General features: G+C 43.4%; 31 protein-coding genes. 29 read left to right on the top strand and 2 right to left on the bottom strand.

Annotated features, from left to right (window positions below):
* Positions 1 to 166: 166 nt before the first annotated feature.
* The 8 genes from DW083_RS19905 to DW083_RS19870 all read left to right on the top strand — a co-directional run bounded on the left by DW083_RS19905 (position 167) and on the right by DW083_RS19870 (position 6,518).
* Positions 167 to 457: a hypothetical protein gene (locus DW083_RS19905; protein ID WP_122333609.1), complete on the top strand. Its 291-nt coding sequence runs from the start codon at positions 167 to 169 to the stop codon at positions 455 to 457.
* A 153-nt stretch (positions 458 to 610) separates the two neighbouring features.
* Entirely contained in the window at positions 611 to 2,860 is a 2,250-nt protein-coding gene (locus DW083_RS19900) for a virulence-associated E family protein (protein WP_122333608.1), read from the top strand.
* Positions 2,861 to 3,270: 410 nt separating this feature from the next.
* Positions 3,271 to 3,630: a hypothetical protein gene (locus DW083_RS19895; protein WP_122333607.1), complete on the top strand. Its 360-nt coding sequence runs from the start codon at positions 3,271 to 3,273 to the stop codon at positions 3,628 to 3,630.
* A gap of 238 nt (positions 3,631 to 3,868) precedes the next feature.
* Positions 3,869 to 4,291, top strand: a complete 423-nt coding sequence (locus tag DW083_RS19885) for an HNH endonuclease signature motif containing protein (RefSeq protein WP_122333606.1) — start codon at positions 3,869 to 3,871, stop codon at positions 4,289 to 4,291.
* Positions 4,284 to 5,669 (top strand): DEAD/DEAH box helicase, encoded by a 1,386-nt coding sequence (locus tag DW083_RS19880; protein WP_122333605.1) that lies wholly within the window; start codon positions 4,284 to 4,286, stop codon positions 5,667 to 5,669. Before DW083_RS19885 ends, DW083_RS19880 begins: the two co-directional genes overlap by 8 nt.
* A 46-nt stretch (positions 5,670 to 5,715) precedes the next feature.
* Complete coding sequence (locus DW083_RS22165; protein ID WP_158582145.1) at positions 5,716 to 5,892, top strand: hypothetical protein; 177 nt, start codon at positions 5,716 to 5,718, stop codon at positions 5,890 to 5,892.
* Positions 5,852 to 6,214: a hypothetical protein gene (locus tag DW083_RS19875; RefSeq protein WP_122333604.1), complete on the top strand. Its 363-nt coding sequence runs from the start codon at positions 5,852 to 5,854 to the stop codon at positions 6,212 to 6,214. The genes DW083_RS22165 and DW083_RS19875 overlap by 41 nt, the downstream gene beginning before the upstream one ends.
* Complete coding sequence (locus tag DW083_RS19870) at positions 6,174 to 6,518, top strand: HNH endonuclease signature motif containing protein (protein WP_122333603.1); 345 nt, start codon at positions 6,174 to 6,176, stop codon at positions 6,516 to 6,518. Before DW083_RS19875 ends, DW083_RS19870 begins: the two co-directional genes overlap by 41 nt.
* Here the strand turns inward: DW083_RS19870 and DW083_RS19865 are convergent.
* Positions 6,469 to 6,870 carry a hypothetical protein gene (locus tag DW083_RS19865; protein ID WP_122333602.1) on the bottom strand — a complete coding sequence of 134 codons (402 nt, stop codon included), beginning with the start codon at positions 6,868 to 6,870 and terminating at the stop codon, positions 6,469 to 6,471. The genes DW083_RS19870 and DW083_RS19865 overlap by 50 nt on opposite strands.
* Positions 6,871 to 6,919: 49 nt before the next feature.
* On the bottom strand, positions 6,920 to 7,261 hold the full coding sequence (locus tag DW083_RS19860; protein WP_199659201.1) for a hypothetical protein: 342 nt from the start codon (positions 7,259 to 7,261) through the stop codon (positions 6,920 to 6,922).
* Between the two features lie 264 nt (positions 7,262 to 7,525).
* Between DW083_RS19860 and DW083_RS19855 the strand changes: the two genes are divergently transcribed.
* The 21 genes from DW083_RS19855 (at position 7,526) to DW083_RS19755 (ending at position 26,791) form a co-directional block, all read left to right on the top strand.
* The gene (locus DW083_RS19855) at positions 7,526 to 7,915 is read left to right on the top strand and encodes a phage terminase small subunit P27 family (RefSeq protein WP_122333600.1); all 390 of its coding nucleotides are present in this window, start codon (positions 7,526 to 7,528) and stop codon (positions 7,913 to 7,915) included.
* Complete coding sequence (locus tag DW083_RS19850) at positions 7,912 to 9,528, top strand: terminase large subunit (RefSeq protein ID WP_122333599.1); 1,617 nt, start codon at positions 7,912 to 7,914, stop codon at positions 9,526 to 9,528. The genes DW083_RS19855 and DW083_RS19850 overlap by 4 nt, the downstream gene beginning before the upstream one ends.
* The gene (locus tag DW083_RS19845; RefSeq protein WP_122333598.1) at positions 9,525 to 10,724 is read left to right on the top strand and encodes a phage portal protein; all 1,200 of its coding nucleotides are present in this window, start codon (positions 9,525 to 9,527) and stop codon (positions 10,722 to 10,724) included. Before DW083_RS19850 ends, DW083_RS19845 begins: the two co-directional genes overlap by 4 nt.
* A 44-nt stretch (positions 10,725 to 10,768) precedes the next feature.
* Positions 10,769 to 11,389: an HK97 family phage prohead protease gene (locus tag DW083_RS19840; RefSeq protein ID WP_122333597.1), complete on the top strand. Its 621-nt coding sequence runs from the start codon at positions 10,769 to 10,771 to the stop codon at positions 11,387 to 11,389.
* A 2-nt stretch (positions 11,390 to 11,391) separates the two neighbouring features.
* A complete protein-coding gene (locus DW083_RS19835) occupies positions 11,392 to 12,234 on the top strand; it encodes a phage major capsid protein (RefSeq protein WP_122333596.1) in 843 nt (280 codons plus the stop codon).
* 14 nt (positions 12,235 to 12,248) lie between these two features.
* Positions 12,249 to 12,629: a phage major capsid protein gene (locus DW083_RS23450; RefSeq protein WP_122333595.1), complete on the top strand. Its 381-nt coding sequence runs from the start codon at positions 12,249 to 12,251 to the stop codon at positions 12,627 to 12,629.
* A gap of 7 nt (positions 12,630 to 12,636) precedes the next feature.
* A complete protein-coding gene (locus tag DW083_RS19825; protein WP_122333594.1) occupies positions 12,637 to 12,939 on the top strand; it encodes a head-tail connector protein in 303 nt (100 codons plus the stop codon).
* Positions 12,936 to 13,253, top strand: a complete 318-nt coding sequence (locus DW083_RS19820) for a phage head closure protein (RefSeq protein ID WP_122333593.1) — start codon at positions 12,936 to 12,938, stop codon at positions 13,251 to 13,253. Before DW083_RS19825 ends, DW083_RS19820 begins: the two co-directional genes overlap by 4 nt.
* Before the next feature lie 37 nt (positions 13,254 to 13,290).
* Positions 13,291 to 13,818 carry a hypothetical protein gene (locus DW083_RS19815; protein ID WP_147382172.1) on the top strand — a complete coding sequence of 176 codons (528 nt, stop codon included), beginning with the start codon at positions 13,291 to 13,293 and terminating at the stop codon, positions 13,816 to 13,818.
* Complete coding sequence (locus tag DW083_RS19810) at positions 13,815 to 14,210, top strand: DUF3168 domain-containing protein (protein WP_122333591.1); 396 nt, start codon at positions 13,815 to 13,817, stop codon at positions 14,208 to 14,210. The genes DW083_RS19815 and DW083_RS19810 overlap by 4 nt, the downstream gene beginning before the upstream one ends.
* A gap of 11 nt (positions 14,211 to 14,221) precedes the next feature.
* On the top strand, positions 14,222 to 14,674 hold the full coding sequence (locus DW083_RS19805) for a phage tail tube protein (protein ID WP_122333590.1): 453 nt from the start codon (positions 14,222 to 14,224) through the stop codon (positions 14,672 to 14,674).
* A gap of 61 nt (positions 14,675 to 14,735) precedes the next feature.
* Entirely contained in the window at positions 14,736 to 15,050 is a 315-nt protein-coding gene (locus DW083_RS19800; RefSeq protein WP_122333589.1) for a hypothetical protein, read from the top strand.
* Positions 15,050 to 15,361, top strand: coding sequence for a hypothetical protein (locus DW083_RS19795; RefSeq protein WP_233552305.1), 312 nt, complete (start codon positions 15,050 to 15,052; stop codon positions 15,359 to 15,361). Before DW083_RS19800 ends, DW083_RS19795 begins: the two co-directional genes overlap by 1 nt.
* A 1-nt stretch (position 15,362) precedes the next feature.
* Positions 15,363 to 17,837, top strand: coding sequence for a phage tail tape measure protein (locus tag DW083_RS19790; RefSeq protein WP_122333588.1), 2,475 nt, complete (start codon positions 15,363 to 15,365; stop codon positions 17,835 to 17,837).
* The gene (locus DW083_RS19785; RefSeq protein ID WP_122333587.1) at positions 17,834 to 19,960 is read left to right on the top strand and encodes a hypothetical protein; all 2,127 of its coding nucleotides are present in this window, start codon (positions 17,834 to 17,836) and stop codon (positions 19,958 to 19,960) included. Before DW083_RS19790 ends, DW083_RS19785 begins: the two co-directional genes overlap by 4 nt.
* Before the next feature lie 44 nt (positions 19,961 to 20,004).
* Positions 20,005 to 22,884 carry a hypothetical protein gene (locus tag DW083_RS19780; protein WP_147382171.1) on the top strand — a complete coding sequence of 960 codons (2,880 nt, stop codon included), beginning with the start codon at positions 20,005 to 20,007 and terminating at the stop codon, positions 22,882 to 22,884.
* A 34-nt stretch (positions 22,885 to 22,918) separates the two neighbouring features.
* A complete protein-coding gene (locus tag DW083_RS19775; protein WP_147382170.1) occupies positions 22,919 to 23,239 on the top strand; it encodes a hypothetical protein in 321 nt (106 codons plus the stop codon).
* A 1-nt stretch (position 23,240) separates the two neighbouring features.
* Positions 23,241 to 25,247 carry a hypothetical protein gene (locus DW083_RS19770; protein WP_122333584.1) on the top strand — a complete coding sequence of 669 codons (2,007 nt, stop codon included), beginning with the start codon at positions 23,241 to 23,243 and terminating at the stop codon, positions 25,245 to 25,247.
* 24 nt (positions 25,248 to 25,271) lie between these two features.
* Positions 25,272 to 25,928 carry a hypothetical protein gene (locus tag DW083_RS19765; RefSeq protein WP_122333583.1) on the top strand — a complete coding sequence of 219 codons (657 nt, stop codon included), beginning with the start codon at positions 25,272 to 25,274 and terminating at the stop codon, positions 25,926 to 25,928.
* A complete protein-coding gene (locus DW083_RS19760) occupies positions 25,925 to 26,581 on the top strand; it encodes a LamG-like jellyroll fold domain-containing protein (protein ID WP_122333582.1) in 657 nt (218 codons plus the stop codon). The genes DW083_RS19765 and DW083_RS19760 overlap by 4 nt, the downstream gene beginning before the upstream one ends.
* Before the next feature lie 18 nt (positions 26,582 to 26,599).
* Positions 26,600 to 26,791 (top strand): hypothetical protein, encoded by a 192-nt coding sequence (locus DW083_RS19755; protein ID WP_122333581.1) that lies wholly within the window; start codon positions 26,600 to 26,602, stop codon positions 26,789 to 26,791.
* Positions 26,792 to 26,849: the final 58 nt, after the last annotated feature.

Below are 26,849 nucleotides of genomic sequence, written 5' to 3'. Positions count from 1 at the left end.
ATTCCCTTTCTTCTCTTTAATCTATCTATAAGGGGTATTTCGGGGATAGTTTTTCACGGGGATACACTGAAAGGTAAATATAAAGCAGTGTATGTACTTACTAATGAACGTAATTCTCCGATTGTTTTTTCAATAGTAACCAAATGGAATTAATAATTAAAAAGAAATGAAAATAAGATTAGCAAAAAAGATTCTTTATGTCACTTCCGTATTTGGAAATTGGGATAGTAATTATCAGCCGTACTCTGTTCCACAACAGCAGAAGGCATTGAAAGTATTGAAAATTCCTATGGATATCAGAGAAACGACGTTAGAATACGGAGTATTTGGCAAAATCCCAGTTGAATACAGAAAGTATAATCCAGTGGAGATTGCGCAAATTATGATTTGTAAAAACATGAACCCCGGCTCTGTAAAAGAGTTCCGCAGGTGTATGAAGCTGATTCTGAACAAATAATTCATATCACGAAAGAAATGAAACATCAAAAAATAAAATGCCACGGCCATCAGTGCCCGGACAGGTACAAATGCAAACTATACACCCCCGCCCGTACTCCGGGAGATGATGATGAAGGTGATAACAGTGTAGAATGTGATGTAAAAGAATATTATGCAATTAAAGTACGATAATGAAATTTCAATTTCGATCGGCAAAAGCCGGAAGGAATTACATTGGAAAAACAGGGACATCCTTTGGTCCCTGTTTTTAGAGAAACTGAGCCGGACACACTGGACTGCAGAAACGCTGGCCGAGTACATGAAAGCCGATAAAAGCCGACAAGCGGAGATCAAGGATATCGGCGGATTTGTCGGGGGAACGCTTACAAGCGGACGCCGGAAAAGTGATTCTGTCGCCTCGCGTAGCCTTGTAACGTTAGATATCGACTTTGCGGATGTCTGTTTCTGGGATAATTTTACCCTGTATTATGACAATGCCGCTGCCGTATATTCTACGCACAAGCATTCGCCGGAAAAGCCTCGTCTGCGCCTTATCCTGCCCCTGGACCGGCCGGTTACGCCGGATGAATATGTTCCGATTGCCCGTCGGATAGCGGGGACACTTGGCATTAAGCAGTTTGATGATTCGACCTACGAGCCGGAACGCCTTATGTACTGGCCGTCATCTCCGAAGGATGCTGATTATTATTTTCAGTATCAGGACGGGCCTTGGCTATCTGCTGATGAGATGCTGGCGACCTACCATAACTGGCGGGACGCCGCTGAGTGGCCGGTATCGGATCGCCAGGGCGAGGCTATCCGGCGCGAGATGAAGAAGCAGGCCGACCCGCTGGAGAAAACCGGTATTGTCGGAGCGTTCTGCCGGACATACGGTATTCACAAGGCGATCGAGACATTCCTTTCTGATGTTTATGAAGCGTGTGACGTGGATAACCGGTACACCTACAAGGGCGGGAGCACCGCCGCCGGGCTGATCGTTTACGACGATAAATTCGCATACAGCCACCACGGGACGGATCCCACTGGCGGAATGCTATGTAATGCGTTCGACTTGGTGCGCATACATAAATTTGGTGACCGTGACGAGAATGTTGTCAAAAACGGTACGCGTATAGATCGGTATCCCTCATTTCTTGCAATGGAGAATTTTTGTTCCCGGGATAAAGAAACCCGCCGGACGCTGGCAGCCGAGAAATTGCAAAGCGCGGGAGAGGATTTTGCGGGTATTATAACGGAAGATGGGGACGATAGTTGGCTGGAAGAAATGGACACCGACACAAAGGGCAATTATCCGCCAACACCTAATAACATCGAGTTGATCCTTAAAAATGATCCGAAGTTAAAAGGCTGTTTCGCCTATAACTTATTTGATGATAGAAAGGCGCTTCTAAAATTGCCGCCGTGGAGGGGGACATCGGACAAAGAACCCTTTATCAGGGATGATGACGAGGCGCGTCTTCGAATTTATTTTTCAAAGGAACCCTGGCATATCGAATCCAGGCAGAAGATCGCTGACGGCCTCGAAACGATTTGTAGGGACAACGCTTTTCACCCGGTTAAAGACTATCTGGACGAGCAGATATGGGACGGTACTCCAAGGCTCGATACTATATTCATCGATTACTTGGGCGCTGAAGATACGGACCTTAACCGACGGCTTACAAGGCTGATCTTTACCGCCGCTGTATATCGTGTGTACGAACCAGGTACTAAATTTGACCAGATAGTGGTTCTCGTCGGTACGCAAGGATGTGGTAAGTCTACTATACTCGAAAAGATGGCAGTAAAAAGGTCTTGGTTTAGTAGCTCTATGCCCTCACCGGATAAGCCGGAGGATGCCGCGAAGCATTTGCGTGGAAAATTTATCATAGAGATCGGGGAACTTGTCGGATTCAGGAAAGCCGAGGTCGAAGCAATTAAAAACTTCCTGTCAAAAACGGCAGATGATTTCCACGCGCCATACGGAAAAAACGACGTGCACCGGCCGAGACAGAACGTCTTTTTTGCTACAACGAACGAAAGTCAATTCCTGCGGGACGCTTCCGGAGAAAGGCGTTATTGGCCTATTCAGGTAGCCGTAAATCCCGCAAAATACAATCTGTGGGAAGAACTCACACCGGAGATAGTCGGACAAATATGGGCGGAAGCTGTTATCCATTACAGGAAAAGGATATCGCTAAAACTGTCAGAAGAGCTAACCAAAGCAATGGAATCTGTCCAAGAACAATACAAGGAGGTTGATGAATGGCAGGGAATTATTGAGGTGTATCTGGATTGGAAACTGCCGGCAAATTGGGCCTCGTTAGGCAGGAGCAAAGAAAGAATTATTTCCGATCAGACGACGAAACCTACGCCCCGGGTACAAATGTCCGGGATAGGGTTTGCGTGGCGGAGATACTAAACGAATGCCCTAATTTGGGTATAGGAGCGGTGGCGGACCGGAGAGTAAGCTTTCGTATATCCCGGATAATGGACAATCTTCCGGGGTGGAAAAAAATAGAAGGATCTGTCAGATTTGGAACTTACGGAAAACAAAAAGGCTGGTTCCGTTTAAACGGAGGCGGAACTACCGAAACTATCTTCTAAGCGTTAGTTCCGTTTTTAGTTCCTCTTAATTTATTGATTTTCTTTTTATTATATATAATGGAACTATAGGAACTAAAAAATATCTATTTAGGATAAATATATGATTTACATATAGTAGGTAGGGTAAATAAGGAGGTAAAATAGGTACTATATAAAGGGTTCTTAGAAACAGTCGGTTCCGGTTCCATAGTTCCGGCTTTACGACTTTAAAAATATCAGAGATATATGAAAAATGAATTAATAAATTTCAGAAAATCGATAAGCCGTCGTGGCCATCGCAAAATTGAAGATTTTATCGATTTGGATTGGCGATTGATCGATACTGTGGTTAGCATATTTGAAAAATCGCACTATCCTATCGCGTATCGGGCATTTCGTCGAGAATTAGCAAAAGCGGCAAATATACGTTTAACCGATGCTGGTTGGTACATAACCGATGTATTAGCATTCGATCCGATCATTAACGGGGAGATAGTACACGTATTAGACATAGGATCCAACCGAGTGGGGTACGTAGTATCAATTACAAATGCATTCAAAAAATATTACGATGAACGAAAAATTGATAGAAAAAAAACTCCGTGAGGCGATCCGGAAGATGGGAGGTAAAGCCTGAAGTTTTCCTCTCCGTACGAAACGGGATATCCTGATCGGTTAATCCTGATGCCGGCCGGCCGGATATACTGGGCTGAATTGAAAACAACCGGTAAGAAGCCGACGGCAAAACAGCTTTTACGACAGTCCGAATTGATATCTCTGGGCTTTGTTTCGGAGGTGATCGATTCGGAAGAAACATTAAAAAACTTTTTAACGAAAATAGAAAATGAAAAAGATAGTTTATTGTGAAAAATGTGGAAAAGCACTATACCGTTACCCGTGCAATATCAAAGAGCATGTTTTTTGTAGTAGACAGTGCGCTAAAGGTTATTTGAGTACAAAAATGACCCGCATGAATGAACTTTTTAATCCTGATCGGATGACTCTGGAAGTTAGAACAAAATTACGTAAGGCTCATTTGGGTAAAGGTGAAAGGAAATCATACACTAAAACATACGGAAGGCATACTCATCGGATTATGGCTGAACAATTATTAGGGAGACCTTTGAAAAAAGGAGAGGTCGTACACCATATAGACGGAAATAAAAGAAATAATGATCCATTGAATCTAATGGTGTTTAAATCGCAGACAGCACACGCTTTATGGCATAAAAACGAAGAAACAGATCCATCGAAGAATTATGAATGAAAGCAATTTACACAACTATCAAAAATACTCGGTTGATTACATACTGGATCACCCGTATTGTGCACTTTTTCAAGAGTGCGGACTTGGAAAAACTGTTACAACATTGACAGCTATAAATCGGTTGATGTATGAAGACTTGGAGATAAATAAGGTTCTGGTTATAGCCCCCTTAAGGGTGGCCTCAGCAACCTGGCCACCCGAAGCGCAGAAATGGGAGCATCTTAAGCATCTGAGGATATCCACAATTCTCGGTACAGAGCCTCAACGAAAGGCGGCGTTAAGAGTTGATGCCGATATCTATGTCATTAACAGGGAAAATGTTTGTTGGCTCGTAGCTCAATACCGCGGATCCCTTCCGTTCGACATGTTAGTGATTGATGAATTGTCCAGCTTTAAAAGCCCAAAAGCACAGCGTTTTAAATCGTTGCGTTTAGTACGTCCACAGTTTTCCCGCGTAGTAGGGCTTACAGCTACACCGACGAGTAATGGTTTGTGTGATCTCTGGAGTCAGATTTATCTGTTGGATCAAGGGGAGCGACTGGAAAAAACAATTACCAGGTACCGCGAAAAATACTTCCGTCCGGGCAGGAGCAACGGACAAGTCGTATTTGACTACAAGATACTTGACGGGTCGGAAAAAGCGATATACCAAAAGATATCCGATATCTGTGTTTCCATGAAGGCCGAGGATTATTTGGAGTTGCCCCCGCGAATGGATCACACGGTAGAAGTAACCTTGCCGGAAGCAGTACAAGCGAAATACATAGAATTTGAAAAAGACGAAATTTTGCGGTTAGTGGACCAGGAGGAAGAAAGTGCCATATCAGCAGTAAATGCTGCGGCTTTATCAAACAAGCTGCTACAGTTCAGCAACGGGGCCATATACGACGCGGAGAGAAATGTGCACGAAATACACGACACCAAACTCGAAGCCCTTGAAGAGATTGTTGAAGCGGCCAACGGTGAACCGGTTTTAATTTTTTATTCCTTCCGGCATGACATCGGCCGTATTAAGCGTAAACTAAAAACCTGTAAACCTCGTGAGCTGGCGAATAGCAAAGATATCGACGACTGGAATGCCGGAAAGATACAGGTTTTACTTGCGCATCCCGCGGGGGCTGGCCACGGGTTAAATCTACAAAAGGGGGGAAACATCATCGTGTGGTATGGCCTCACCTGGTCCCTGGAGTTGTATCAACAGGCGTGTGCCAGATTACACCGGCAGGGGCAAACGAAACCTGTGCAGATTTACCACCTGTTGGCTAAAGGCACAATGGATGAGGACGTGATGAAAGCCATATCCGGCAAGGCAGATAAGCAGGAGGCGTTGATGCAGGCGGTAAAAGCGAGAATTAACAAATATAAGGGCGGGAATTAACTAAAAAAAATCTTTCAGAGTAAGGAATAGTTATTTCATTTGAGCCATGAAAAGTAGTGTAGTTCGCGTAAGAGTAAATGAGTATTTGAACTTGAAGCTAAATGAAATAGCTCAGGCGATGAACGTTGATAAGTCAACAGTGATTCGGGCAGCAGTTACAAACTTAATTAATCGTGTCGTAGATGAAGACGGAAATATCAAAATCACAAAAGCAGATACCTAAAAAGAGAACCAATTTTGTAGGGAAGACTGTAAATAACCGCGTTGCCGAACTGTTAGCGCGTTATTATCTTTCCTTACGGGACAAACTGTGTAAGGGAAAACACGGGAATATGTTGGCTATGTCCTATGAGGATATATTCCATAACGCGATCGTCAAGACTATCCAGGACAAGGAAACAACCAAATTGACTACCGACGATGAGATCCTGGCTTTTTTCGAGAAGCGATACCGTAGCATTGAGATGGAGATAGTACGTGATAGCAGATTAATAAACACAACAGATGCCGACGATATACAAGCCAAAGCGCCAGCGGCCGAATGAGGGTAAACGAAAAGAGCGCATGAGTATTTATAACACGGCCCGCTGGCGTGAACTTAGAAGGCTAAAACTGCAGCGGGATCCCCTTTGCGAGAATTGTCTGAGAAAAGACATAGTGAAGCCGGCCGACGATATCCACCACATCGTTTCCTTTATGTCCACAAATGACCTCGTACAAAGAAGATTCCTTGCATTCGACTTTGATAACCTGATGAGCTTGTGCGACGAATGCCATCAGGAGATCCATAACAAACAATCTACAAGCTGTCCAGGTGTTCCCGGAAATCCCGGTTCAGCTCGTAGGTGAGGAAGTAGTAAAAGAACGTTGCCCGCATAGGTTTGGACAGTTCTCTTTTCCCCGACATGATAAGGCTTAAAGAGGAACGATCAATTGCCAGTTGCTTGATTAGGTCGTTTCTCTTTATACCGAACTCATCCATTTTAGACTCAATCCATTCAAGTGTTATATCCTCAACGTTCAGAGAAAAAACAACCGGGATAATTTTCTTATCCGGATATACATCCTTACCTCTTTCGATAAGTTGTTTCTGATTGAGGATATATCCGTTTATCAGTTTTGTTTGCGAAACCTTGACCGTGTCATCGTCCAGTACTTCCAAACTGATCCCCGCCCTTTTGTAATTAGTAATGCTGTCCATACTTGTAAGTATTTTAGATTGAAAGAAAAAGCAAGGGGCGAACCCCTTACTAAATTCTTATTTCTCTCAAATTTGTTAGATCAAAGATTGCGAGTTGATCATTCTCTTTTGCAAACTCTTTTGCTTTGTCGATCTCTGCATTCTTGAAGATCTTTACGCTGTCGAAATAGTAACGATTGCTTTCTGTGTCCAGCCATCCGCCAACCGTTTTGCCATGTTCTAAAGCGTGGTTAATAACTCCGTTTAAACTCTCTTTTCCGAAACTATCCTGTGTCTCTTTGTAAGCGACTGATATTCCGTACTTGACGGGCTTCATTGTTTCAATGTTTAAAGTGAAACCGTCGGGATTGATTAGTGAGTGTTCCCAAACTCTGTCGATTAACTGTTCCATGATGTCAAAGATTTTAAAGCCCCTTGCTTTAACTGTTACAAAGATAATATATTTGTTTGCGTTACGCAAACTTTTATAGAAGATAATTAGTTAATAAAATTAAAAAGTATAAGAGGGGGTAGGGGTACTTTTTTAGAGCCGAAGTCGCTGAAACCACCACCCGCTTAACGTCACACGCACGGCACTTTTGAAATTTTGCCAATTTGTTAAAATGCTATTAGTAAAGTGTGGTACACTTTTGTGGTATATAGGAAAAAGCAGCATATGGCAAAAGGATTAAAATACACGCCTCCCGAATGGCTGGAAGACGAGGCAAAGGACTACATCGCGGAGGTAGTTAAGGACCTCAACCGGAATAATAATTTGAAAAAGGTGGATATAGGGGCTATTCACATGCTTGCTATATCCTATAGTCAGTTTATACAGGCTTCCCGGCAGGTGTCAGAAGAGGGCGCAACAATCAGCAATTATCGGGGGGATCCTATCAAGCATCCGGCCGTTAACATTTCAAAGGATGCTCTGGCGCAGGCTATGAGGATTATCACTGAATACGGGTTGACTTTAAAGAGCCGGGAATCGATGCAGGTTACAAAGTCGGATGATAAAACAAGTTCGCCATTAGGCAAATTTTTCGGGGAGGGAGCGAAGCCATGAAACCTTACTTTCAATATGCAGGTGATGTTGTTGCCGGTCGCATAGTATGCGGTCGGCTGATTACGCTTGCAGTTGAAAGGTTTTATCAATTCCAGGAACGGGACGATATCGTTTTCCGGGAGGACCGAGTGGATTACGTGATCCGTTTCATATCAAAGCTGAAACATTACACCGGTCGCCATGCCGGTAAATCCTTCGATTTGCAGCCCTGGCAGGCTTTTATTGTAGCTTGTATCTACGGGTTCTACTACACGGAAACGGGTGAGCGGGTTGTAAAGTCTGTGTATATCGAGATGGCAAGAAAGCAGGGAAAATCAGCTCTTGCCGCCGCTTTATGCCTGTATCATCTTATCGCCGACGGCGAATCTGGGGCTGAGGTGTATCTGGCGGCAAATAGCAAGGACCAGGTTAAACTATCTTCCTGGCCGCTCTGCTCAAATTTTGCGAAGGGGCTTGATCCCAAAGGCGAATACCTTGACATTTTCCGGGATATGGTCAAGTTCGATGCAACGAAAAGCTGGTTAAAGGTGCTGGCGGCGGATTCTACAAAGCTGGACGGCCCGAACCCTTCCATGTTTCTTCTTGACGAATACCATGCGGCGAAAAGCAGCGGTCTGAAAGACGTCTTACAGTCCGGGCAGGGGATGCGCGACGATCCGATGCAGGTGATTATCACAACAGCGGGATTCGACAAGATGAGTCCCTGCTACCAGATGAGGACTATGTGTGTTGAGATCCTGGAAGGCTTGAAAGAGGATGATAGCATCTTTGCCGCGATCTACGCCCTTGATGAGGCCGACGACTGGAAGGATGAAAGCGCCTGGGCTAAGAGTAATCCGAATCTTGATGTAACGGTGAAGCTGTCATATATCCGTAATCAGGTGAAGAAAGCAACTAATTCCCCGTCGGAGGAAGTTGGTGTAAGGACAAAAAATATAAATGAGTGGTGCGATAGCGCGGAAACGTGGATTCCGGACGACAATATTCTGGCGGTTTCCCGGGATGTAGACCTGTCCATGTTCGGACCTGAAACCGAGTGCTATGTTGGTATTGACTTATCGGCCACATCTGACCTTTCCGCGGTTTCTTACATGATCCCGTATGAGGGTAAGATGTACTTTAAGACGGACTACTATCTTCCACAGGAGGCACTAAAGACAAAGAAAAACAAAGAGCAATACGGCGAGTGGGCGCGGCTGGGTCATTTGAAAGTTACGCCGGGAAACGTGATCGACTATGATTGCATTTTGGAGGACATCTTGAAAATGGATAGTAAGCTATTCATTATGAAAATCGGCTATGATGCTTGGAATGCTACGCAATTTGTGATTAATGCAGAGAACCGGGGGCTACCGATGGAGCCGGTTAGCCAGTCAATAGGAAATTTCAACCGCCCGACGAAGGAGATGGAGCGGTCTATATTAAGTGCTCAGGTAGTGATTGACAATAATCCGATTACGCGATTCTGTTTTAGAAATGTCGTGATGAAGGTGGATTATAACGGTAATACGAAACCAAGCAAACAATTCAACGATAAAAAAATAGACGGTGTAGTCGCTATGATAGAAGCCTACGGGGTTTATCTGCTTTCACCGCATTACGTGGAGGAATGAAAATGAAAATATTTGGATTAGAAATCAGAAAGTCGAAAACGGATAAGGAACCGGTTGAATCCTTTATGAATATCCAGCGTTTCGGCGCGGGAAGAAAAAGCGCGATGAAATTAGCTGCCGTTTATCGGTGTGTAAACGTGATTAGCGAGAGCGTTGCACAACTTCCTATCGACGTTTTCCGGATTGACGCTGAGGGCTATAAGTCTGCATATAGAAAACATCCGGCCTATTCACTGCTACGGGAATACCCGAATCCGGATATGACACGGTTTATCTTTTTAAAGACGTTGGTCAGTTCCGTGCTGCTTGAAGGAAATGGCTACGCTTACATCGACCGTGACGAGTTCGGTAACGCGGCATCAGTACAATACATCCCAGCGAGCTATGTGCAGATCGTTTACATCGATATCGACGGGATGTTACGCCGTCGATATCAGGTAACCGGTTTTCGATATCTCGTGGAACCGGCTAACATGATTCACGTCTTGAATTTTAGCTATGACGGGATAAGAGGGGTCAGCACATTGACACATGCAAGGAATACGGTTGATATTTCTCATAATTCGGAGCAATACGCTTCGGAGTTTTTCGGTAACGGCGGAAACGTTCGTGGGCTGTTAAGCGTAAAAGATGGAAGGTTAAAGCCTGGACAAAAAAGCGATTTAAAAAAGGAGTGGGCGGGCATTGTCACTAATGGTGGTATCGGAGTCCTGGATGGGAATATGGAGTATCAGGCTGTTTCTATCAATCCGGCCGATGCGCAGATGCTGGAGACACGTGAATTTAATGTTGTTGATATCTGCCGTTTTTTCGGAGTTTCCCCGGTTAAAGCCTTTGACCTCTCCAAATCCAGCTATTCTACAGTTGAGGCTACACAGCTCGCGTTCCTAACGGATACCCTTGCACCCTTATTGGAGAATATCGAATTGGAGTTTAAGCGAAAGGTCTTCCGGCCATCAGAGAGAACCTATATCGAAGTGAAGTTTGATACAACCGGATTATTGCGTGCGGATAAGTCGGCGCAGGCGAATTATCTGAAGACTTTACATGGCGTTGGTGGTATTACCCCAAACGAGATCAGAAAGTCCGTAGACCTCCCTAAAATAGCTAACGGAGACAAGGCATTTATCCCTGTCAACATGCAGACATTGGACAATGCGATAATGATGAAGACTACAGAAAAGGAAAAATCTTAAAGGTGTGGTACACTTTTGTGGTATATGTATAAAGGCACAATAGTATGAAGAAGGAAAAAGAAATAAGAGGCGTATCATACAGGGCGACGGTTGATGAAGAATCCAGGCGCGTAGAGGGGTATGCATTACTGTTTAACACAGACAGCCGTCCGATGTGGGGCGGTGATTTGATTGAAAGGATTGCGCCGACGGCATTAGACGGTGTACTCGAGAAAAGCGATGTTCTCTGTCTGATGAATCACGATGAGCGGCGCGGGGTTTTGGCCCGTTACCGGATGGGCGAAGGGTCTTTAAAGTTGGAAATTGATGCGAAAGGATTACGGTATTCCTTCGATGCTCCTAACACTGCACTTGGCGATGAGTTGATCGAATCCTTGAAGCGGGGTGATATCTCAGAGTCCTCATTTGCATTTACAGTCGAGGATGATAATTGGGAGAGAAAGGATGACGGTTCCTATGTTCGAACAATTTTGAAATTTGAACGGCTGTATGATGTTAGCCCGGTGTATTATCCGGCCTATGAGGATACAACGGTGGCCCTGCGGTCTTTAAACGATAAAAAGGAGTCGGAGCAGCGCGAGATTGAAAGGGTTGCAAAGGAGAATAAAGAAGCGGAACAAAGAGAGTTTAACGAATATTTTAATAATCTTAAAAATAGATTTTGATTATGGCAAAGAAGGAAGTTACTACAGTTGAGTTGAAAGATAAACTTGGCTTGTTGAATGAAGAAAGACAGGGTATTTTTGAAACCTTGAAGAAAGAACAGCGCAAAGCGAACGAGAACGAGGAAAAGCGCCTCGGCGAAATTGCTTCTGAAGTAGCAGAGGTTGAGTTTGAAATCAAGTTGGCGGAGGCGCGTAACCGCCAGAAGCCGGTTAAAACAGAGAAAAGAGGTGGAGGTTACTCAATCTTAGGAGCGGTCCGGGAGTTGGTTGCCGGTCGAGGTTATAGTGAAAATTCGGAGGCTCTCAATGAGATTGGTTGCCGCGCTATGCAAAACGCGGGTGTAGAATCTACAGGAGCTTTGTGTATCCCTCTCGAGTTGCGCGCTGATGATCCTACTTATATTCAGGCTACTATTTCCGGCCAGGGTCAGGAAGTCGTTCCCACGGAAACGCTTGATATTTTATCCCCCCTCCGTGATCGTTTGGTCTTGGTTGATGCTGGCGCTCAATTCTTGACGGGATTAAAAGGGAATATTACTATCCCGAAATATTCAGGATCAACAGCAAGCTGGGAAGGTGAAGTATCGAAAGCTAAAGATGGTAAAGGAACATTCTCTAAAATTACAATGTCCCCGAAGCGTATAGCAACGGCATTGTATCTTTCCAAACAGTTCCTTATCCAGGATGGAGCAGGCGCTGAAACAATGCTGCGCACAGACATCGTGAATGCGATTGCGACCAAATTGCAATCCACAATCTTTGGTAAACATGCGCATGTCGACACGATGCCGGATGCTTCTTTACAGGTACACCAGAGTATGAAGCCAGTGGAATTGCAACTTTAGCGAATCTCGTCGAAATGGAGACTGCTGTCGACACAGATAATGCCTTGGAAGGCAATTTGGCATATGTGACGCATACGAAGGGAAAAGGCATTTTAAAGAGTACGTTGAAGGCCGCCAATGTTGCTGAGGGCTTCTTGTATGAAAAAGGTTTCGTTAATGATTACAAGCTGTTGAGTACAGCGGGTATGGCTTCCGGATTGCAGACTGGAGCCGATGAATACGGTATAGTATTCGGTAACTGGGCTGATCTTGTTATCGGTCAGTGGGGTGCATTGGATATTACAGTCGATACTATCACAATGGCCGAAGACGGTCTTGTTAAATTGGTGATCAATGGATTCTTCGATGTTGTGAAGAAACGCGACGAGTCTTTTGCTGTTGGATCTTTAAAATAAGATTGCTATGTACGTTACACTCGAAGAGGCTAAGAGACATCTGCAGGTAGATGAGGACTATAAGGGGGACGACCTGTATATCAACTCCCTTATAGATGCGGCGGAGGTTGTTGTTGCGGATCACATCAAATATGATTCCCTCGCGATCGCTTTTCCTGATGGCTCTGTGCCTCTTCCGGTGAAACATGCAATCCTTTTGATGATAGGGAGCTTGTACGCAAACCGGGAACCGGTAGCTTTCGCGCAGAGCTATGAAGTACCGCTAAGTTACAGGTATCTTTTAGGACCTTATGTAAATTATGGGATATGAGAGCGGGTTTATTAACAGAGACAATTAAGATACAGAAGCCGGTTGCAGTCGAAACTAAGTATTCTGGAAAGGTGACGGAATATAAAGACTTCATTACAACGAAGGCATCAGTTTTGCATTTGTCCGGAAGCCGTAGGGTTTCCGCCGGTGAGATCATAAATGATTACTCTGTCCGGTTTGTTATCCGGTACTACCATAAGGTTACGGCAGATATGATTATCATCCATGCCGGCGTCAAATACCGGATCCATGATATAAACCCGGAGAAGTCGAAGCAAAGTTTAACCATAACGGCGGAGGTTATCAATGAGTAGAGCACAGGTTACATTCGACAGTAAAGAGTTTGACAATATGCAGTCGAACCTTACCGGGCAAGAGATGAAACGGGTTATCCGGCGTACACTTCGAGTTTCAGCAAACATATTGAAGAAAGAAACAGAAAGGTTGTTTTGTAGCGGCGTAAATATCCAGCGAAATAAAATGAGTTATCGTAAGGGTGGCCGTAAAATCACGGTAAGAAAACAACTCGTAAAGATATCGTCGGATAGACAGGAAAAATTGGCTGTCAAAGTGCATATTATGAGTAATTTCAAGGCTAAATTTTTTGAGAAAGGTACGGGGAGAAGGGAAACGAAGGGCAGAATTACTGGTGTAGTATCTTGGGGAAGAAGAGAAATCTTTACGCGTACAGGGAAGGTGTCTAAGAGCTATCTATGGGGTGATCGAAAAATTGTGAAATATCAAGGAGCGAATCGTGGGGCTAACAAAGCTGGATACTACTTTAGGAAGGCACAAGATGCTAAGAAGCATGATATTTTTGGAGATATGGATCAAAGATTAGGGACTGAGATTGTAAAACTGGCAAATAAGAAAAAATGAAAGCACTTGAAGTCGGACGAGTCATAAAACTTCTACTTCTGCAAAATACAGAAGTATCGAAATTAATCGGGAAGAACATTTTTCCGGTTGTGGCTCCAGAGCAAACGGAATATCCTTTTCTGCTATATGAACGTACAAATGTTTCTCCGTCATATACAAAGGATCGAAAGAGCTTTTCGGATTCAGTAAGGGTAATTGTGACAATCGTGTGTGCGGAATATGAACAGTCTGTTGATGTAGTCAGAGCAGTGTTTAAAGCGCTACAAGGTCGCAGGGGGGTATTCGAAGGTATAGATGTTGATGAAATCAGAATGATCAATTCAAATGAGGAATTTCAAGATGATTGCATTATACAGTATATCGAATTTGAGGTAGAGATTATTAACATGTAAAAAGAATAGATATGGCGAAAGTAGTTAAAGGAAAAGACCTTATGGTCTTTCAAAAAAAAGGAGATGATTATTCGGCATTAGCATCGGCCACAAATCATACGCTTAGTATCTCTGCTGCTACGATGGAAGCATCGAGTAAAGACAGTGGAAAGTGGGGAGACAGTGAAGCGGGGCGTATGGAGTGGGAAATGGGCACGGAAAATTTATTTGTCCAGTCCGATTTTGATGTATTATTTGCAGCTATGGTTGCTGGCGAAAAGTTAATAGTTGCGTTTGAAGTCGCATCAAACGCAAATAGCGATACCGGGAAACCGGAAGGAGGCTGGGCCATTGGCTCCGGTGGATATGAAGGACAGGTCTTAATCACTTCGCTTAATGCAAATGCGCCTAATGGGGAGAATGCAACGTATACGGCGACTTTTAAAGGCTGCGGTCCTCTTAGCCTAAGGAAACCGTCTTTGTGAGTTAGCAAGGGGCTTTATGCCCCTTTTTTAGTTGATACGTAACGATTAGAAATTAGATTATATGGAAATTAAAATACGAGGCGTTGACTATACGCTACGGTATACCGCAAGAGGGTTATTTATATACGAGCAAATAGTGGGTGTGCCATTTTCGCCGGATAAGTTATTGAATGAATACACATTAATGTATTCGATGATTTTGGCAAATAATCGCCATTTCTCAATGCTGTTCGATGAGTTTATCGATGTATGTGATGATGAACCTACACTTTTTTCGGATTTTCGAAAATGGCTTGTTAGAGAATTAAAACAGAAATCGCAATTAATGCAGATAGAAGATATTGAAGCTCAAGAAGATGAAGTAAAAAAAAACTGATGATCAGTGATATCTATCGGATTTTGGTGATAGAGTGTGGTTTGAATCCCGAATATTTTTTGGATCGAATGGAACCTTACGAGATTCGAGCGGCTTTAGATGGAGCGAGGTTTAAGAATCGTGAGAGTTGGGAACAAACGCGTTTAATGGCTTATATTTCTGCTCAATCGAATAGCACAAAGCAATTAAAACCGGAAGATATCTTGAAATTTCCTTGGGACGGTGTAAGACCGGATGCTAATATGTTAGTTTCGGATGCCGATATAGAGAGATTGAAAAGAAAAGCAGAAGAATATATTAAATCTAAATAGTATGCCTGCAGATTTAGTAACACGGTTATTATTACAAAATAAAGACTTTGACAGGCGCATAAAAGAGAGCGCTCAACAGGTCCAGAATTTCCATAAACGGATTGATGCTATTGGGGCAAGCGTAAAGACTTTTGTTGGTGGCTTCGCGGGCATGGCAGGGGTCTCGTTTGCTTTTATGGATATTGCACAGAAAAGTATACAGTTTGAAAAATCTTTATCTTCTCTCCGCTCACTCACGGGAGTTTCGGCTAAGGAATTGGAGTTTTTCAAGAACGAAGCTATTAAAATGGGGTCAACATCAACTCAGACAGCAAGTCAGGTTGTAGAAGCCTTTCAGTTGATAGGCTCTCAGAAGCCGGAGCTTTTAAAAAATAAAGCGGCATTAGCAGAAGTTACTAACCAGGCTATTATTTTAGCGGAAGCGGCAGGAATGGAGGTTCCCGAAGCCGCTAAAGCCCTTACAGGCTCCCTTAATCAAATGGGAGAATCTGCCAATAAAGCTGGTGAGTACATTAATATTTTGGCTGCTGCTTCTCAAGCGGGTAGTGCAGATATACCATATTTAACGAAAGCAATTGAGAAGTCAGGAGGAGCAGCCAGTTCGGTAGGGATAAAATACAATGAATTGGTAGCTGCTATTGAGGCTATTGCCCCCAAAGTATCTGAAGCAAGTGAAGCGGGTACGAATCTAAGAAATATATTTTTAATACTTGAATCCAGCGCAGACAAGAATTTGAAGCCTTCTGTTGTAGGATTAAGTACTGCTTTAGAAAATTTAGCTGCTAAAAATTACGATGCTACGCAAATGACTAAAATGTTTGGTCGTGAGAGCGTTACAGCGGCTCTTGCTATTGTAAATGCGAAAGATGAATATAAAAATTATCTGGAGGCTATTACGGGAACCAATACAGCCTTAGAACAGCAGAGAATTAACAATGATAATTTAGCAGGATCGATCAATGCAATTTCGTCGGCATGGGAAGGTTTTGTCTTGACGCTCAATAATAGTAATGGCGCATTAAAAGATACATTTAATTTATTAGCGGGGGGACTAAACACGGTAACGGAACTAATGAAATCTGAAGCTCAAAAACAACAAGAAGCATTGTCGGAAGGTGTAAAAAATGCAAAAAAAGAACTTGACAAAGATATTAAGACTTGGCAAAACTACGGATATTCAAAAAAAGAAGCCATAGAGAAAGTTAGAGCTTCCATAGGTGGTTATTATGAAATGGAAGGGCAGGCTGGTTTAGATGAAGAAAAAAAGAAATTGGAACTTCTGGAAAAGCAATATGATAAGCTAAATAGTGGTATTAAGAAATTGAAATTTAGTCCGGTAAGATCTATATTGAATACAACTCCGTTAGGTGTAACTGCCAGTGCCTTGATTGTACCAAATGAAAAATTGGATAAATATAGTATTGATTTAACCGAAGAACAACGAAAAATAAAGGCACAAATAGAATCGCAGAAGGCTGTTGTTTTTGAAATGCAGAAAAAAAATGAACTGTACAAGCAGTCTGTCCAATTCTTGAACGATGAACTGAAAGCTACTGAAAAAATAGAAAATGCAAGCAGTGCGACATCTGGTGCCAAAACGGTGACAGATGAAATGCGTAAAAAATGGAAAAATGAAGCCGTTACTCAAAAGATTGAGTTCGATATTGATTCCGACTTAAAAGATAAAATTCGGGATATCCCTAATATGGAAAGGGTCAAGATCCCAGCTACATTGGATTTTTATGATCCAGAAGGTTCTCGCTTTGAAGAAGAGATTCCTGATATGACAGGTAGTATCGAAGCCTATCAGAAGCGCTTACAAGCTGTGACTGTGTCTTATAACGAAGCTACTACAGATGAACTCCGAGCGATATATTCAAAACAACGCGCAGATTTGGAAAAACATTTAGAGGAAATGACCGATATGAATCAGGGTATGATTGATATTAGTCAAGAACTTAAAAATTTAGTTCAATCGGGGCTTGTTTCAGGGTTTGAATCACTTGGTGAGGTTTTGGCTTCGGAAGATGCGGGGGAAGCTATGAGGAATATGCTGATTGGATTAATGGATATGCTTAAACAGTTCGGTGCAGCTTTGGTTGCTGCAGGTATGGCTAAAATCGCGTTTGATAAATTATTAATAAATCCATTTGCAGCTATCGCGGCCGGTGGGGCATTGATCGTTGCAACATCGGCGGCAAAAGCAGCATTGAGCAAGTCGACCTCGGCGGGTAACTATGCTGAAGGCGGAATTGTCCCATATTATACTGTTGGAGATAGAATGACAGCTCAAATAAATGGCGGAGAAATGATTTTAACTGCGGATCAGCAGGCTAAACTATTCGAGATGTTGAATGTCGGTAGGGCTTTTGTTGATAATTCAGAACGCGAATTGTCCGGTAGACTTGTAGGCGAGGGTTCTGAATTAGTAGCATTGATCGAGTATACGAACAAAAAAAGGAATAGAGGAAGATGAACGTACAATACTATAATACATTTAAAGGGTTAGATGATGTTTCAAATCGTATAGAGATACTGAATGATAGCAGCACTCGGGCCTATGAAGTGAAAACAACTGTCCCGGCGTTTACTCTTGCTTATCAAGAGTGTAAAAAATTAACGCCCGTTAGGGGGACGCAAGCTACGATCAAATTGATTAGCGAATCAAACTTCCAGTTTACGGACCTCCATACAGACGATATGCAAGGCTACCAGGTTCGATTCTATCGTAATACTGAATTGTATTGGATCGGCTGGTTGGATAGCGAATTGTACAATGAGCAATTATCTTCTTATCCTCCATACCCTGTAGAGTTTTCCGCAGCGGATTTCAATATATGGGAAAGATTGAAATATCGGGATGCTTCGGATAAGATGTATATCGATATTGTTCCGTTTATCATTCATTTGAAGCGTTGTTTTGACAAACTAAATCTGCCTTTTCATAAACTTTATATTGGCAGTACAACTGTTCCGAACGATATTCCTATGTCAGCAACGGAGACTCCTTTGCATGTTCTTTACATGATGTCTCAAAATTTCTATGACGAAGACAAGGAGCCTATGACCTGCAGGGAGGTAGTAGAGGCAATCCTGCAACCATTCGGCCTTATGATGGTGCAGAAAGATGCGAATGTCTACATCTACGATTATAATACTGTAAAACAAGGACTACCGATGAAACGATATGACTTTGACACCTTTTCTTATGAGGCTGATGAGGTGGTAAATTTTAATCATGGCAATCTATTAGAAATTGGTTTCGTGTCAACAGAAGGTGACTATGGTTTTGAAGAAATGGCGAATAATGTTACAATAACAAGCTCCTTATATGCAAACGCGTTACAGCTGGACGCAAAAGTTGATGAAGAATCAGTAACAGATTCGTTTAAGCCGAACGTTGCGCAATTAAGTGCCGGATATTATAAATCATCCGATCAAATAGAGAATTTGCAGTCTGAGGGTGAGGGCTTTTTTGTTATTTTTTATGACCGAAATCTTTCGAGTTATATTGGCGAGACTGATTCAATAGCCGGTTGTTTTGTCGATTACACTCCGGACGTCTCAATGGTAACTCCACAATTTCGCGTCCGGTATCCTAACTATGTGACAAAAGTTGAGCAGCCGGAAGGTAGGCGGAAATCCCCATTTTACGTTAACTTGAAAATAGATGCCTATCCGAGTACAGCGGATCATCCGATATTGCAAGAGAAAAAAGACGGTGTCAATAACAGCGGAGTACTTAAGGCTTTTTGTAATTTGTATTTTGTAGATGAGACAGGCAAAGCAATTGCCTATTATAATAACACGAACGAAGGTGAACACATCTGGGAAACAGCATTGAATGGAACAATCCAGCAGGGAAAATGTGTGTTGTGGTTTAGCACAGATGATACGGATAATTCAATTCTTGATACATGGACAACAAATGCAAATAAAGTCCGGCCTATGGATAAACCGATTAATAACAAGTTGGCACTTGATTCGTCATTGGTAGGTCGGGGCATTTTTATCAGACCCGGTTTGAGCGGTTATTTAGTATTTGAGATAACAAATAAAAATTTAATTCTAAATCCGGTGTCGGACAAACTTGTGGATGTCAGTAAGGTTAAAATGATTTTATACAATAACATTAATGTCGTTATAGTAGATTCAGAAGGGCATGAACCGTCCACCGATGATTATGAATTTAAGAGTTATGTCAACAAAAAAGTAGCCAACGATTTTGACGATGTTACATTGAAATGCATTTCTGCAAATGAAGAAAAAGCTCCAATAGGAAAGGCTAATATCTTAAAGAAAGTCGAAGGCGGATTTGATTTCCAGACCTCTTTTACCCGTGCAGGACAAACCGATATTTTGGAAAGGCTGCTGATGTGTACTATCCATTCTAACTATAGTCAGAAAAACGAACAATTTTCGTCAGTGATCAAAATTACGGATAATCCGGCCTTGTCATACGTGACCTGCAATCCTATTTTGCGGGGGCAGTATCTTGTCACGGGTTGCACACTCGATTTCAATGCGGGAAAGGTTAAAATATCAGCGGTCGGATATTCGGATGATATAGCAAAGTTAAGCAGTATTCCCTACGACTAATTAGTGTGGTACACTTTTGTGGTATATAGATATAATGCATATCTATGGGAATTGGTGTACAACATAAGAATGTAAGAAAAACGGCATTGCCGCGAACCGGACGGACGCTGGACGCTGTCGGCGGAGGAGGATATCCTTCAGCAGGTAGTGTCCCGTCCACCGGCGGATCATCTGTTGTTGAGGGTAACTTTGAAATTATAGAAGGGGAGGGCATATCAGTTGATAAGCAGTCTGCTGGTAGTTTGATATATAAAATATCTCATGGTAATACATCTGAAGGAGAAAGCACGGCTAATGAAGGTACGTTTGTTGTAAAGAACGTGCTTGTTGATACTTTCGGCCATGTTACTGGCGTGGAAAGCGATGATATGGGGATTATCTTCGACGGTAAATATCTTCGCAAAGACAAGCCGGACCAGACGGACTACTTGTTGGGGCTTAACGGTGGTGCTACGTTCGGCAATTATGTCGGAGGCTTTTTAGGATCGGGCGGAATAATCGATGAAAAAGGTTATGCCGAACTTATGGGGCTAACTCTCCGGGAATTTCTCGAAGTGCCGGAGCTGCGGTTCAACCGTATCGACGTGATAAGCGGGGAGACATGGAACGCTATCGCGTTTGGCCTTATCGAGTCTGTGGATGAAGTTAACCGGATCGTAACGTTGAAGCTGGAAGAGGGTGAGTTGTCCGGGATGCATCTTAGCGACTTCTGCCGTGGTATCTTCCATAACCTTACCGACAATGCAACACAACCGGGAAAGGATAGTGCCGGTTTCGATGTGACGGTAGGATTTTCCACATCCTATTTTACACCCGTTGAAATCATAGATAATGCGCATTTCAAGTATGAACTAAAACCTGGTACAACAGTTCACCCATGCGCCTTCATGAAGTTTGCCGTTTACGGTAATCCGACCGACAAGAGCCGGCAAGCATCTGCCTATTCTACACGTACATATCAGCGGTACTTGGTTGGTGTTGACACTTGGGAGATTACGCCTAAGCATGTTTCAATGCAGTTTGGTGACTTATCTAATCTGGTCATTAACGGTCAAACCTTGAAGAAAGGGTCCGTCTATTTGAACAACGTCTATTTTGGTGGAAACGTTTGGAATGTTCCCGGCCTGGATAGCAGCTTTAAAGGGGATGACGCTTATTCCGTTGTGCTCTCTACTTATAGCGCAGTATATAACGTTGCTGACGGTATATACAATCAAGTGGATGTTGTGACCGGCGATGATACCGTCGTTACCGGATCGGAAATCGTGATTGCCTCGGAGTTTAGCGTGTCGACGATAATCCAGGCGACTAAGGGGGCAAACGCGCTTCGATACAGTACTGTGACCGGTGAAGGAAAATATACGGTTACATCAGAAGGGAAGGGATGTACCTACGTCATTACAGACGGCCTCGTTGCAGTGCAGGAGGTGACAGAGGATGCGGCTACGATAAATCTGCATGTCAATTGCGAGGGAATGGCCGTATATGACTTGCTGTTTACGATTGTCCGGGTGAGGGATGGCGAAGACGGTACGGATTACAAATACATCTATACCCGGACCGTATCGGCATCTGCCCCTACAACGCCGGGCACGAAGCAAGAGGATGATTACGTCCCGGCTGGCTGGACGGACGACCCCGTCGGCCCAACCTCGGCTTTGCCTTATGAGTGGGTAAGCAAACGTAATAAGTTTCGCAACGTGTGGGGGGATTTCTCTACCCCGGCATTATGGGCTAAATACAGCTTTGACGGCCGTCCTGGAACCGATGGGGAAGACGGTAGGACGACTTATCAAGTTTATCGCCGTTCCGCCAGCCAGCCGGCCACGCCCTCCGGAACGTGGGTCCCACCGTCCGGTTGGGCACTCGATCCACCTTCCGGCGATGCTCCGCTGTGGATGAGTAAGGCTATATTTAATGGTAATGGTACGTTGTATAGTAGCTGGTCTACTCCGATCAGGATAACCGGCGATACAGGTTCACCGGGTTCCACTGGTCCGGCTGTAATTTTCCGAAAAGAGTATAGCGGCTCTAAGCAATATACGGGAAGTCCGGAACATGTGGAAGTCGTTTATACCGGATCGGGCAGCTCCCGCCAGTATTTTATGACGAAAACGACGGCGGGAACATTTATAGGGCAGTATCCCGGTAATGACACCGCTTATTGGAAGAAATTTCAAGGGCAGTTTGAAAATATAGCAACTGGCTTACTCTTTACTGAAGAGGCTAATATTGCCGGATGGTGGTTTAGTGATAACCGTATTGAGAGCCAAAACAGGAATGTTATCATAGATGGCAATGCGAATACCGATCCACGCATAGCTTTAGGGGCAACCTTCGCTAATAGGCACAATGCACCTTCGCGAATGTATGAAGATGGCTCTGTGTTTTTCAGTAAAGGTACTATTGGCGGATTTAACTTGACCAGCAATGAGTTGAACTCGAATTTTACAGATCAATTAGGGTATAGTAGTAATTTTAGAATAAGGAGTAATTATGATACTGCTATTCAAATAAGTAATTCATATGGAGATTTTGCGGGATTTGGCTTGTCTACAGTTCAGGGAGAAAATAATTCAATGCTGTATTTAAAATCAAGTCGACTCATAACAGGCGTAACTCAAAATCCTCTCTTTTCTCCTTTGCGAGTTGATTTTAACTCAAACTCACCGGACGGGGCTGTAGCGATAAGAGTTGGCAAATCTTCTTATAGTAACGATCCTAAAATCTGGCTGAATTGTACGCATGTTAATGGTTTCGGTAGCAATTTCAGGGTTGAATCTCGCTATCTCGGAGATAGCAACGAAATGGAGAGAACTGTTATTAACGCTAAACTTGCTCCGCGTGATTGGCTTGTAAGTAGAGGTGTAATATCCAATCCTAACTGGAAAACTATCTATGTCGATGAGAATACAGGTATATAGGTTGGGGATAATAAACAATAAAAAAAACAAATATATGGAAGCATTAAATTTAGAGGTTAAGCGCGAAGTAAGGAACGGACGCACACAAGTTGGCGGCATCATCGCTTACTACGAACAGCAAATAGATGTAGAATCGGGGAAGATGGATATTCTGCACGTCTCCTTCTTGAAAAGCGACACAAAGGCTGTCCCGCTTGCAGATGGCACGACGGCCAACGAAGATCAGGAGATTCCGCTACATGTCGACATCGAATATAGCGCTAACACATTTCGGTGCCAGATACTTGAACAGGAAGGTGTTTCTGAGTATTGGGATATTTTTTGGCAGATATTCAACCAGCTAAAAGCTGAATGATATGGAAGGAACGAAAGACATAAAGAACTTTACCAAGTTCCCGTCCTTGTCGGATGATGACTTGTTACTTGGATCGAAAACATCCCTTGGTGGAACAGATGCGTCTATTACCGTTGCTAATTTCAAAAAGCAGGTGGTTCAGGACGTGAAACCGTCAATTGTTAATGGCTATTGGTGGGTAGACAATATCAACACGGGTGTCCTGGCAACCGGGCGTACGCCTAAATTCCGCAAAACATCCGCCGGTCTGGAAATGAAATACGAGGACCAGGATGATACCGCCTACATCCTTCTTATCCCTATGTCGGATTTGGCCTTTACTTTCGACGATCTTTCTCCGGAGCAGGTGGAAGAGTTGAAACTAAAGTTCAGCGATCTGACGGACGCGGATAAAGAAGCTTTACGCGGTAAGGCCTTTACATATGATATGTTCACTCCGGAGCAACTTGCCGATCTGCGGCTGACATGGGATAAGCTGACGCCGGAGCAGAAGAATAGTCTGAAAGGCGATCGGGGGTATAGCGCATTCGAGGTGTGGACACAGCAGGAGGGAAACGTCGGTAAGACTGTTGACGATTATCTGGCTTGGTTACGACAGCCTGCTACCGATGCAGCGAAGCGTGCAGATGAGAAAATGTCTCAAATCTCCGAAAATGTGAACTTGGCGATCGGAGAAACGAACAAGGCTAAGGATGCGGCAAACAGGGCTGCAGAAGCGGCCAATACCGCTGCCGTAAACGTGCAGGACGGAGAAGACGGGAAAACCCCATCTCTCGAAATTGGGACCGTACAGGGCGGTACTGATCCTGCCGCATCCGTAACCCCTGCCGGAACAGATGCAACGGGCAACCCTAAATACAAAATAAACCTGACCCTACCAGCAGGAGCTAACGGTTTGCCTCCGGTACTGGAACAAGGTACGGTTACGACGGGAGAACCGGGCACAGATGCTTTAGCTTCGTTGATTGCAAACGGACAAACAGTAGCAGGTAACCCTAAGTACCTGTTAAACTTAACTCTGCCGCGTGGTCAGCAAGGTTTGCCGGGTACAGGATCGGGAAACGTATCGGCAGACGGTACAGGGCTTCTTATTGGTAAGAAATATTTGTTTGTTCCTTCTGCAAATGGAACTACCACCGGAACATTTGTGGAATACGTAGCACCCACCATCCCGGAACAAGTTCAGCCGGATTGGAACGCAACAGCGGGAAAAGCAGCGATCCTGAATAAGCCTACAATACCAAGCAAGACAAGCCAATTAAGCAATGATAGCAATTTTGCTACAAAGACCGACATTGGAAACCATAACACATCGGCAGTCGCTCATTCTGATATAAGACAAGCTCTTTCGGATGTAGAAGCAATCGCACGCGGAAAGTCTCGCGCAAAAGTATTTGATACGGTCGCGGCTCTTGATGTCTGGCTAGGTGTTTCGGCAAACGTTACCACGCTTCAAGTCGGTGACAACTTTTATATAAAGGCGCTGGATGTGCCTGACTACTGGTGGGACGGTACGGCAAAACAGCCGATTGAGGCCGAAAAAGTCGATCTGACAAACTACGTACAGAAAGAGGCGGGAAAGGGGTTGTTTAGCGGTTCTTACAACGACCTAAGCAACAAACCGACAATACCGACTGTGCCGGGTGTTGCCACTATTTTCGATAACGGATTAATGAGTTATACAGATAAGAGAAATCTGAATGCGGCTGTTGTTCCTGAAAATGTTACGAATGCTACTACACTCACCGGCCTTTCGATCAATAATTATTCGATAAAAGTTACGCTATCATCTGCCAGTGCGTTATCTTTTTCCACTACTCCTAACGAGGGATGGGAATGTATGATTGATATCAAGAATAGTTCATCGTCAAACATCACACAACCGCTCCCGAACGCATCGGGTTGGCAATGTGACAATACGAGCATAACGATCGCAGCAGGTAAGATCGCGTCTATCTCTGTAAGGTACATACATGGTACTTATGTGGTAATCGCTAAGGGGAATTAATTCAAAACGGGAAATAAGTGAGCTATGATATATATAAATAGAAACAACGGATTTTGGAGTCTGAAGAATCCTCTTCCTGACTCCTACAATGTTGGTACAACGATTGCCGACTACGATAAGGGGGCTTATCTTCTCCTTAGTAATGAACAAGAGGTCTTTTATGCTATGCATCCAGAGGCCACACAGTTAGAAGTGTGGAATATGGAACTGGCTTCGACTCCGGAACCGCAGCCGGAACCTCTTCCGGAAGCCGATGCGTTGGAACTTGCCCGGCAAGCTAAGCTACAGGAGATCGTCGAACAGGATGAGTTTAGCAATAAATTCTTTGTCTCCGTCACACAAGGGGGAATAGAGGTTGCCAACCAGGAATTGTGGATTGACAAGGATTTGCGCAACTCCCTATACAGTATCACGCTCCCGGCATTACAGTCGGACGGTGAAACAAAGACAAAGCTCTGGACGACCGGAACGCCGCCGCAGTCAATCGATGTGCCAATCAGTTGGGCAATGAAGTATTTGCCATACTTGGAAATCTATGCTAAACGTACATACGACCTCCGCGCAAGCAACGAGGCCGCTGCTTATGCCGCTACGTCGGAAGCTGAATTGGCTCAAATCGACGTAAAAGCGAATTATCCGCATTTCTTGACATTTGAACTCAATTTAGACCTGGGCGTATGAAACGGCGATTGATAGATGTGGAGCGTAAGCCCGATAAAAACACATTGTTGTTACTTCATTTTGATGATAACTATCACGAGGAAATAGAAAATATTAATGCATCTGTTTATAATGGAAGTAATCTATCCTTCTTGCCAGGTAAATTTGGAAAGTGCTTGAATGATATTAGTAAGAATAATACAGGGGGCGTAGTTTCAGTTGAAAAAACCGTTCTTTTAGATTATAATAATGTCATTTCTTTAGATTTTTGGTATAGTAGGATAAATGGTGCAAGCACTGATGATAATACTTCTGTCAGATTAGGAGGATCATCTATAAGTGGCAGAAATTCACAATTTGCAATCAATATGAATTACCAGGGGTATATTACATTGTTAGTTGATACTGGTAACCTAAGCGGATGGAGAATTATTAACACGGGAATTACTTTCCCATCTGGTGATTTTCATCATTTTTATTTGAACTGGAATAAATCAAATATAAAATTTTTCATTAATGGATTACTTAAGTATGATAGTAATATAACATTAAATAAAAAAGGAGGGAAATATACAAACATTATTTTAAATCAAGGTTCAAAAATAGACGAATTTAGATTGTCTGATATTATTAGATGGGAGCAAAATTTTACACCTCCAACAAAACCGTATTAATTAATAAATCAAACAGATATGACAACAACAATCAAAAAAACAAATCAATCCGATCTGCTGACGCTGTTAGCAATCGTATCCTGCGCTCTCATCATGGCAGCGCAATCAATCAGTGTACCTCATTATATGCCGGCCTCAAAGATCGAAGAAGGTACGGTAGTAGTGCGTAACGATAGTGTGACAACGGTGATCATCCCGGATATAAGGTAATAGTTCAAATCCCAAAAGAAGTGAGTCATGAAGAGACGGGTATTATTAAACAACGAAA

Source organism: Parabacteroides sp. AF48-14, from assembly GCF_003477465.1.
In the GTDB taxonomy this organism is placed as follows: domain Bacteria; phylum Bacteroidota; class Bacteroidia; order Bacteroidales; family Tannerellaceae; genus Parabacteroides; species Parabacteroides acidifaciens.
This window is presented reverse-complemented; position numbering and strand designations above follow the sequence as displayed.